This is a genomic window from Bradyrhizobium sp. Ken64, from assembly GCF_055807555.1.
The window spans coordinates 1-8,217 of sequence record NZ_JBVVPA010000056.1 but is presented as its reverse complement, the minus strand read 5'-3'; the positions used below and the strand labels follow the sequence as shown (position 1 = coordinate 8,217).

General features: G+C 64.8%; 8 protein-coding genes. 1 reads left to right on the top strand and 7 read right to left on the bottom strand.

Annotated features, from left to right (window positions below):
• Positions 1 to 896: 896 nt before the first annotated feature.
• The 3 genes from AC0L2F_RS35465 to AC0L2F_RS35455 form a co-directional block, all read right to left on the bottom strand.
• Positions 897 to 1,916, bottom strand: coding sequence for an Hsp33 family molecular chaperone (locus AC0L2F_RS35465; protein WP_035974513.1), 1,020 nt, complete (start codon positions 1,914 to 1,916; stop codon positions 897 to 899).
• A 289-nt stretch (positions 1,917 to 2,205) separates the two neighbouring features.
• On the bottom strand, positions 2,206 to 3,153 hold the full coding sequence (gene argF, locus AC0L2F_RS35460; RefSeq protein WP_473251492.1) for an ornithine carbamoyltransferase: 948 nt from the start codon (positions 3,151 to 3,153) through the stop codon (positions 2,206 to 2,208).
• Positions 3,153 to 4,355, bottom strand: a complete 1,203-nt coding sequence (locus AC0L2F_RS35455) for an aspartate aminotransferase family protein (protein WP_027565895.1) — start codon at positions 4,353 to 4,355, stop codon at positions 3,153 to 3,155. Before AC0L2F_RS35455 ends, argF begins: the two co-directional genes overlap by 1 nt.
• A gap of 455 nt (positions 4,356 to 4,810) precedes the next feature.
• Between AC0L2F_RS35455 and AC0L2F_RS35450 the strand changes: the two genes are divergently transcribed.
• Entirely contained in the window at positions 4,811 to 5,323 is a 513-nt protein-coding gene (locus tag AC0L2F_RS35450) for a GcrA family cell cycle regulator (protein WP_007597869.1), read from the top strand.
• 204 nt (positions 5,324 to 5,527) lie between these two features.
• On the opposite strand, the gene phoB is transcribed toward AC0L2F_RS35450, so the two are convergent.
• From phoB to AC0L2F_RS35430, 4 genes are all read right to left on the bottom strand, one after another.
• On the bottom strand, positions 5,528 to 6,235 hold the full coding sequence (gene phoB, locus AC0L2F_RS35445; RefSeq protein ID WP_007597871.1) for a phosphate regulon transcriptional regulator PhoB: 708 nt from the start codon (positions 6,233 to 6,235) through the stop codon (positions 5,528 to 5,530).
• Positions 6,236 to 6,249: 14 nt separating this feature from the next.
• A complete protein-coding gene (phoU, locus tag AC0L2F_RS35440; RefSeq protein WP_007615688.1) occupies positions 6,250 to 6,966 on the bottom strand; it encodes a phosphate signaling complex protein PhoU in 717 nt (238 codons plus the stop codon).
• Between the two features lie 10 nt (positions 6,967 to 6,976).
• Complete coding sequence (gene pstB / locus AC0L2F_RS35435; RefSeq protein ID WP_007615689.1) at positions 6,977 to 7,801, bottom strand: phosphate ABC transporter ATP-binding protein PstB; 825 nt, start codon at positions 7,799 to 7,801, stop codon at positions 6,977 to 6,979.
• A partial coding sequence (locus AC0L2F_RS35430) for an ABC transporter permease subunit (protein ID WP_473251491.1) occupies positions 7,798 to 8,217 on the bottom strand: 420 nt, incomplete at its 5' end. The genes AC0L2F_RS35430 and pstB, both read right to left, overlap by 4 nt.

Here is an 8,217-nt window from a genome sequence, read left to right as displayed (position 1 = left end):
ACCCAGGGGCGACACGGTACAATGCGGAGACATGGGCCCCGGCTCTGCAGCGCACCGTCGAAGGGACGCTGCGCTGCGTCCGGGGCACGAGAGCGGATCGTCTTCGCGTTCATCTTCGACTTGCAGACACGCCTTTTCGTTCTCGCGGCCGATTTCGCCCGAGCCTTGCTTCGTCGCACCACCCTCAAATCCAAGAGGGCGCAGGGAAGGCCGGGTGCCGGCTGGCACCCACGGTCTGCTGCGCGAAAGGTGTAGCGCAAGAAGACCGCACAGCAGCATACAGGTGTAGCCAATCACTCGGCCTTCCCTGCGCAGTGGTTGGACGGCTTATGCCGTGCTCTCCCGGGAGCCGAGTTCCTTTTGGCCTCCCTCGCCCTCGCGAAATTCACCGACACCACGCCGGTTGGCGCAAGTGCCGCATTCGCCGGGGCTTGACCGTAGCAACGACGGCCAGGACCACACGGTTTTGCCGTACGCACGGCCCGCCATTTCGCCGCAGTTTTCCCAGCCCTGTCGACGGAGCCGGAAACTTACAGACGAGACGAAGCCTAGCAGCGCCGCTCGTCGGAACGAAGCCTTGGGCTCACGGAGAGCAATCCGCCCTGCCCACGCCTTTCGCACCCGAACGCTGCCGCGTCCACCGCAAGCCCGGCTCGCGAACGTGACGACCACAAGATCGCCCCTCAAGGATGAGCCGGGATGGGCGACACATACGCCATTTCCGAATTTCGGTAAAGTGGAATATTTTTACGCGGGCGGATTGACAGAGGCGCGACACAGGCGAGGTCCCGTAGCCCGGATGGAGCGCAAGCGTAATCCGGGAAGGTGCGAAACACGGCGCGAGTGGCCCCGGATTGCGCTCCGCTCCATCCGGGCTACAGCTACGGGCTAACGTCTCACGCGTCCTCGACGCCTGCCTCATCCGGTGTGAACTCGTACACCGAGCTGCAGAACTCGCAGGTCACGACGACCTTGTCGTCCTTGACCATGGCGGCCCGGTCGTCGGACGAAAAGCTCTTCAGCATCGATGCCACCGCATCGCGCGAACAGGAGCATTGCGCCTTCAAGGGCAGCGGATTGAACACGCGCACGCCGCGTTCGTGGAACAGGCGGTAGAGCAGCCGCTCACCGGACAGCTCGGGATCGATCAGCTCGACGTCTTCGACGGTTTCGATCAGCGAGCGCGCCTCGACCCAGGCATCGTCCTCAGCGACGGCATGGACCTCGACGCCCTCGGGCGCGTCGCCGGGATGCAGATCGGCCTGCCGCGCGCGCTCGGGCGCCTTCGGCAGGAATTGCATCAGCATGCCGCCGGCACGCCAGCGATGCTTGCCGCCGTCATTCGAACGCCATTCCTCGCCGACGGCAAGACGCACGCGGGTCGGGATCTGCTCGGAGCGCAGGAAATATTCGTGAGCGGCATCTTCCAGGCTGCCGCCGTCGAGCGCGACCAGCCCCTGGTAGCGGCTCATGTCGGGACCCTGGTCGATGGTCATGGCGAGATGACCGTGGCCCAGCAGCGCGCCGGAAGTCTTGCCGGAATCCTGGACTTCGCCGAGGCGCGCGGCGTCGTAGCGCGCATAGGCGCGCAGGCGATCCGGCGCCTGGTAATCCACGACCAGGAACGACACCGGACCGTCGGTCTGCGCCTGGAGGATGAAGCGGCCCTCGAATTTCAGCGAGGAGCCGAGCAGCGTAGTCAGCACGATGGCCTCGCCGAGCAGCTTGCCGACCGGCGCGGGATAATCGTGCTTGGTCAGGATCTCGTCGAGCGCCGAACCAAGCCGCACCAGCCGACCGCGCACGTCGAGCGCGTCGACCTCGTAGGGCAGCACGGCGTCATCGATCGGAACCGCGGATGGCGCGCGAACCGGGCCTTCGGGCCCGGTTTTCATGTCAGGGGATTGGGAAACCATGGCGCTTATCTGGGGTCGGAAGGCGGAATTGGAAGGGGGGTTGGGGAACTGTACGAAGCAACCTCAACCTCGGTGTCGTCCCGGACAAGCGCTAGCGCAGATCCGGGACCCATAACCACAGGATTACGCTACTGCGCGAGATGACAACTCCGAATCCTCGCCAAACGACTTCCTGTGGTTATGGGTCCCGGATCGGCGCTCCGTTCTGGACAACGCTGCGCGTTGCCAGAAGCTGCGCTTGTCCGGGACGACGATCATATGTGAGGTGGCCGCCGGGATTCCAGCGAGATCACTTCACCTCGTCGAAGCACCAGGCCAGAATGCCCTTCTGCGCGTGCAGGCGGTTTTCGGCCTCGTCGAACACGACGGATTGCGGACCGTCGATCACCTCGTCGGTGACCTCCTCGCCGCGATGGGCGGGCAGGCAGTGCATGAACAGCGCATCGGGCTTGGCCAGCGACATCAGCTGGGCATTGACCTGATAGGGCTTGAGCACGTTATGGCGGTGCTCGCCTTCCTTGTCGCCCATCGACACCCAGGTGTCGGTCACGACACAATCGGCGTCGCGCACGGCGGCTTCGGCATCCGTTCCGAGCATGATCGGCGCGCCGGTCGCCTTGATGAAGTCGCGCATCGCCTTTTTCGGCGCGAGCTCCGGAGGCGTCGCGACATTGAGCTGGAACTTGAAGCGCTCGGCGGCGTGCGCCCAGGAGGCGAGCACGTTGTTGTCGTCGCCGGTCCAGGCCACGGTCTTGCCCTCGATCGGGCCGCGATGTTCCTCGTAGGTCATGAGGTCCGCCATCACCTGGCAGGGATGCGAGCGCCGCGTCAGGCCGTTGATGACGGGGACGGTAGCGTTCGCCGCGAGCTCCAGCAGCGCATCGTGATTGAGGATGCGGATCATGATGGCATCGACATAGCGCGACAGCACGCGCGCGGTGTCGGCGATGGTCTCGCCGCGGCCGAGCTGCATCTCGGCGCCGGTGAGCATGATGGGCTCGCCGCCGAGCTGGCGCATGGCGACGTCGAAAGACACCCGCGTCCGCGTCGAGGGGCGTTCGAAGATCATCGCCAGCGTCTTGCCTTCGAGCGGCCTGACCGGCTGATGCGCCTTCTGCTTCGCCTTCATCGCGGAGGACGCGGCCAGCATGCGCTTGAGCTCCGACAGCGGCAGCTCGTTGATATCGAGAAAGTGCTTCGGTGTTTTCTTGGGTGTTTTATCGGGCGACTTGCTCATCAGCTTGCCGCCCGCTTGTTGCCGGACAACGCGGTGCAGGCGCGCTCGAGCCGCCCGACGCTGTCCTCGATCTCGGCTTCGGTGACGATCAAAGGCGGCAGGAAACGCACGACATTGTCGCCGGCACCGACGGTGAGCAGCTTTTCGGCGCGCAAGGCGGCAACGAGATCGCCGGAAGGCACCACGGCCTTGATGCCGATCAGGAGGCCCTCGCCGCGCACTTCGCTGACGACATCGCTATGACGGTCGATCACGGAGGCGAGTTTCTGCTTCAGCAGCAGCGACATCCTCTGCACGTGGTCGAAGAAGCCGGGCTTGAGCATGACGTCGAGCACGGCGTTCGCAGCGGCGATCGCGAGCGGATTGCCGCCGAAGGTCGAGCCGTGCGAGCCCGGCGTCATGCCGGACGCCGCTTCCGCGGTCGCAAGGCAGGCGCCGATCGGAAAGCCGCCACCGAGCGCCTTGGCCAGCGACATCACGTCGGGTTCGACGCCAAGGCGGCGGTACGCGAACAGATCGCCGGTGCGGCCCATGCCGGTCTGCACCTCGTCGAAGGCGAGCAACAAACCCTTCTCGTCGCAGAGCTGGCGCAACGCCCTCAGAAAGGCGGGCGTTGCCGAACGCACACCGCCTTCGCCCTGGATCGGCTCGATCAGGATGCCGGCGGTCTGCGGACCGATCGCCTTTTTCACCGCCTCGAGATCGCCATGCGCAACCTGGTCGAAGCCCTCCATCGGAGGGCCGAAACCTTCGAGATATTTTGCCGAACCCGTCGCGGCCAGCGTCGCCAGCGTGCGGCCATGGAAGGCGCCTTCGAAGGTGATCATGCGATAGCGGTCGGGATGGCCCTTTGCCGCGTGATAGCGGCGCACGACCTTGATCACGCATTCCAGCGCTTCGGCGCCGGAATTGCAGAAGAACACGAAATCCGCGAAACTTTCATTGCACAGGCGCGCGGCGAGCTTTTCGCCGTCCGGGCTCTGGAACAGGTTCGACATGTGCCAGAGCTTCGTGGCCTGCTCCTGCAACGCCGCGACCAGCGCCGGATGGGCATGGCCGAGTGCATTCACCGCCACCCCTGAGGTGAAATCCAGATAGCGCTCGCCATTGGTCGCGATCAGCCAGCAGCCTTCGCCACGCTCGAAACCGAGGTCGGACCTGGCGAAAACGGGGAGCAAATGCGGCGCTGCGCTGTTAGTCATGACGGTCACTTGAATGTTGCGGACGGCGTGAGCGTGCATTGCGCAACGCACCATCTACCGGCCCGGAAAACGAAACGTGCCGCCTCTTGAGGGCGGCACGCACGACTATCTTAGGCCTGGTGAAACGGGTGTCAATGCCGCCCGGAAAGCCTCGCGAAACGCTGAATCCGTAGTCTTGCGGTGCCGATTTTGCGGGATTTAGCCACGGAACATGTGGAAGCGAGTCGGCGGACTCTTGCGCGGGAGTCACGCCATATTGTAGCGTTTGGATTGTCAGATACGACATCTCGTGCAGTGGTTCTGATCTTTAAGTCCTTATGTACCGGCGTAAACGTTCGGGCGTTCAAGACGCGCCCGGCGAGCCTTAAGGGATTCTGGCGGCACGGGTTTTTGAAGGCTTAGGCATTCGCTGCGAGGCCCCAGGATGGCTGGCGCGCAGCGAGGGAAAGGGTGCAATGACGGTTTTGACCTGGTCCGATGATCGCGTCGAGCAGCTGAAAAAGCTCTGGGAGGCCGGACTTTCGGCCAGCCAGATCGCGGCGGAGCTCGGCAATGTGACCCGCAATGCCGTGATCGGCAAAGTGCACAGGCTCGGCCTTTCGGGCCGCGCCAAGAGCCCATCATCGGCAGCGCCCCGGCCGCGCAAGGCGCGCCCCGCGCAGCACATGATGCGGGTGAGCCGCCCGATCTCGCGCGGCAACACCGCGCTGGCGCAGGCGTTTGAGGTCGAGGCGGAGCCGGATCCGGTCACCTACGACAACGTGGTGCCGATGAGCCAGCGGCTGTCGCTGCTGGAATTGAACGAGGCGACCTGCCACTGGCCGGTCGGCGATCCGTCGAGCCCGGACTTCTTCTTCTGCGGTGGACGGGCGCTGTCCGGCCTGCCCTATTGCGCCCAGCACTCGCGCGTCGCGTACCAGCCGGCGTCGGATCGGCGCCGCGCACCGGTGAAGCCGGGTCCGCGCTAATCCGGCAAGTCGTCGCGCGAAGACAGTTCAATTGTAGTGTCGTCCTGGCGAAAGCCAGGACCCATACTCCGAGCACGCAGTTGTTGCGCGAAAGGGGTCACTCCGAGTCTTCGCCAAACCACTCCCTGTGGTTATGGGTCCCGGATCAGCGCTCGCTTCGCTCGCTTGTCCGGGATGACGGCTGAGAACCTCAAGCCTGCAACCCTACACCTGCTCCGCCTTCGCGAAGCGATCATCCAGCGCGTAACCGGCGCCGCGGACGGTGCGGATCGGGTCCTGCTCGCGGCCGAGATTGAGCAGCTTGCGCAGGCGGCCGATATGCACGTCGACGGTGCGCTCGTCGATATAGATGTCGCGGCCCCAGACGCTGTCGAGCAGTTGCTCGCGCGAGAACACCCGCCCCGGGTGCTCCAGGAAGAACTCCAGCAGGCGATATTCGGTCGGACCGAGATCGATCGGCCGGCCCGAGCGCGCCACGCGGCGCTTGTCGCGGTCGAGCTCGATGTCGCCAAAAGCAAGGACGGTGGCGAGCCGCTCCGGGCTTGCGCGCCGCAGCAGGCCCTTCACGCGCGCCAGCAGCTCCGGCACCGAGAACGGCTTGACGATGTAATCGTCGGCGCCGGTCGCAAGACCCCGCACCCGCTCGCTCTCCTCGCCGCGCGCGGTGAGCATGATGATCGGGAGCTGCTTGGTCTCGGGACGGGTGCGCAGCCGCCGGCACAATTCGATGCCTGACAGGCCCGGCAGCATCCAGTCGAGCACGATCAGATCGGGGATGTGCTCCTTGAGGCGGGTGTCGGCGTCGTCGCCGCGCATCACCGTCTCGACGTCATAGCCGTCGCCTTCGAGGTTGTAGCGGAGAAGCTCGGTCAGGGCTTCCTCGTCCTCAACCACCATAATGCGTGCGCCCATCGGGTCGTCGCTCCTTAAGTGTTCGGTACCGTGTTGGCGAAGGTCGTCATGTCGCCCTTCGGCCGCTTGTCGGTGATCGCCTGGCCCTCGATCATGTAGAACACGGTCTCGGCGATGTTGGTGGCGTGGTCGCCGATCCGCTCGATGTTCTTGGCGCAGAACATCAAATGGATACAGAACGAGATGTTGCGCGGATCCTCCATCATGTAGGTGAGGAGCTCGCGGAACAGCGAGGTGCAGATGGCGTCGACTTCCTCGTCGCCCTTCCACACCGCCATCGCCGCTGGCAGATCATGCGCGGCATAGGCGTCCAGCACCGACTTGACCTGCTGCTGCACGAGGTCGGTCATGTGCTCGAGGCCGCGGAACAGCTTGAGCGGATGGAAGTCCGTCTCCAGCGCCGCGACGCGCTTACCCATGTTCTTGGCGAGGTCGCCGATGCGCTCGAGATCGGTCGCGACGCGCATGGCGCCAACGATCTCGCGCAGATCGACCGCCATCGGCTGGCGGCGGGCGATGGTGAGCACCGCGCGCTCCTCGATGCGCTTCTGCAGCGCGTCGAGCTCGGTGTCGGTTGCGACGACGCGCTGCCCGAGCGGGACGTCGCGGCGGATCAGTGCGTCGACGGACTCGACGATCATGCGTTCGGCGATCCCGCCCATCTCCGCAACCAGGCGGGTGAGTTCCTGGAGGTCGGTGTCGAAAGCCTTTGCGGTATGTTCGGAAGCCATGTCGCGTCTCCTAGCCGAACCGGCCGGTGATGTAATCCTGCGTGCGCCGGTCGGTCGGCGACGTGAAGATCTTGCTGGTATCGTCGAACTCGATCAGCTCGCCGAGATACATGAAGGCGGTCTTGTCTGAGACGCGCGCCGCCTGCTGCATGTTATGGGTGACGATCGCGATCGTGTAGTCCTCGGACAGCTCCTGGATCAGCTCCTCGACCTTGGCGGTCGAGATCGGGTCGAGCGCCGAACAGGGTTCGTCGAACAGGATCACCTCGGGCCGCACCGCGACGGTGCGGGCGATGCAGAGGCGCTGCTGCTGGCCGCCGGAGAGCGACAGGCCGGAGGCGTTGAGCTTGTCCTTGACCTCGTTCCACAGCGCGCCGCCGCGCAGCGCCTTCTCGACGCGGCCGTCCATCTCGGACTTCGAGATCTTCTCATAGAGACGGATGCCGAACGCAATGTTCTCGTAGATCGTCATCGGGAACGGCGTCGGCTTCTGGAACACCATGCCGACGCGGGCGCGCAGCAGATTGAGGTCCAGCTTGCCGTCGAGGATGTTGGTCTGGTCGAGCATGAGCTGACCGGTGGCGCGCTGGCCGGGATAGAGGTCGTACATCCGGTTGAAGATGCGCAGCAGGGTCGACTTGCCGCAGCCCGACGGACCGATGAACGCCGTGACGCGATTGGCGCCGAGCGTCAGGTTGATGTTCTTCAGCGCGTGGTGCTCGCCGTAATAGAAGTTCAGGTTGCGCACCGTCACCTTCGGAGGCGCCTCCGGCAGCGCCGCCGTCTGCGGCAGACCCCCGGCCGCGCTCATCGACGATAATGAAAGATCACTCATTTTGCGGTCCTCTCGGCGCCAAGGATGCGCGCGCCAATATTCAGGGCAAGAACGGTCAGGGTGATGAGCAGCGCCCCGCTCCACGCCAACTGCTTCCAGTAGGCATAGGGGCTCTGCACGAAGTTGTTGATGGTGACAGGCAGGTTCGCCATCGTCTTGTTCAGGCCGAGGCTGAAGAACTGGTTCGACAGCGCGGTGAACAGCAACGGCGCGGTTTCACCGGCGACGCGAGCGGTCGCGAGCAGCACGCCGGTGATGAGACCCGATCGGGCAGCACGATAGGCGATCCGCTTGATCACCAGCGAACGCGGCAGGCCGAGCGCCGAGGCCGCCTCGCGCAATGCGTTCGGCACCAGCAGCAGCATGTCCTCGGTCGTGCGCAGCACCACCGGGATCACGATGACCGCGAGCGCGAG